The organism is Vibrio sp. 1401 (assembly GCF_033340295.1).
In genome coordinates, this window is the sequence record NZ_JAWOWF010000430.1 from 1 (window position 1) to 662 (window position 662).

Consider the following 662-nt stretch of genomic DNA (forward strand, 5'->3'; position numbering starts at 1 on the left):
CCTTCGATAGGTGCTGATGCTTTCTGGTGAAGTCCTTATCATCCAAGAGTGCTTTAAATGGCGCGTTCAGGTCACTGCATGTGACGTTCTTGCCGATCACAGACAGGGTATCCTGGAGTGATCCACCAGCAGCATCAAGCCCCATTCTATCGACGGTCTCACTACTCACCATTGCCTGGACAACATTGGTGAATGCCTTTGAGTTGAGCTGCTCAACGCTCATGGCTGTATTGCATTTCTGCTCAACCGCTTGCTTGTACTGGATGGTGTACTTTGCGGTGATAGGTGACATGGTGTTCATCGCAAGTATGTATGCGTCTACCTCACTGGTCGGTAATGTCGCGGCGTAGACTGACGAGCATGATGCGGCTGCGGCCATTATCAAAGTTATTACCTTCTTATTCTTCATTTCTCTGAAATCCCCCTTTAAAATATGGAGCTACAACTCATTTGTACCAATCATAATACTATTGATTTCCAAAAGTATCTCTCTCTACTGACTCTATGATGGCTCGCCTTCCAAACACTTGGCCGCTGGCGTCGGTTAGCTAGACTAACACCAGCGTATTCAATGAATAACTAGCCAAAAACCTTTATCAATTCTTTAATTGTTCTGGCAGACTCCATTTCCTCCATAATCTTTTCAATTCCGACGCCGGAAT

General features: G+C 45.6%; 1 protein-coding gene. It reads right to left on the reverse strand.

Features of this window, described 5'->3' with window-relative positions:
- Positions 1 to 379 (reverse strand): hypothetical protein (locus R7Z77_RS26050; RefSeq protein WP_411913218.1); only part of this gene is annotated, 379 nt, incomplete at its 3' end.
- Between the last annotated feature and the right edge of the window lie 283 nt (positions 380 to 662).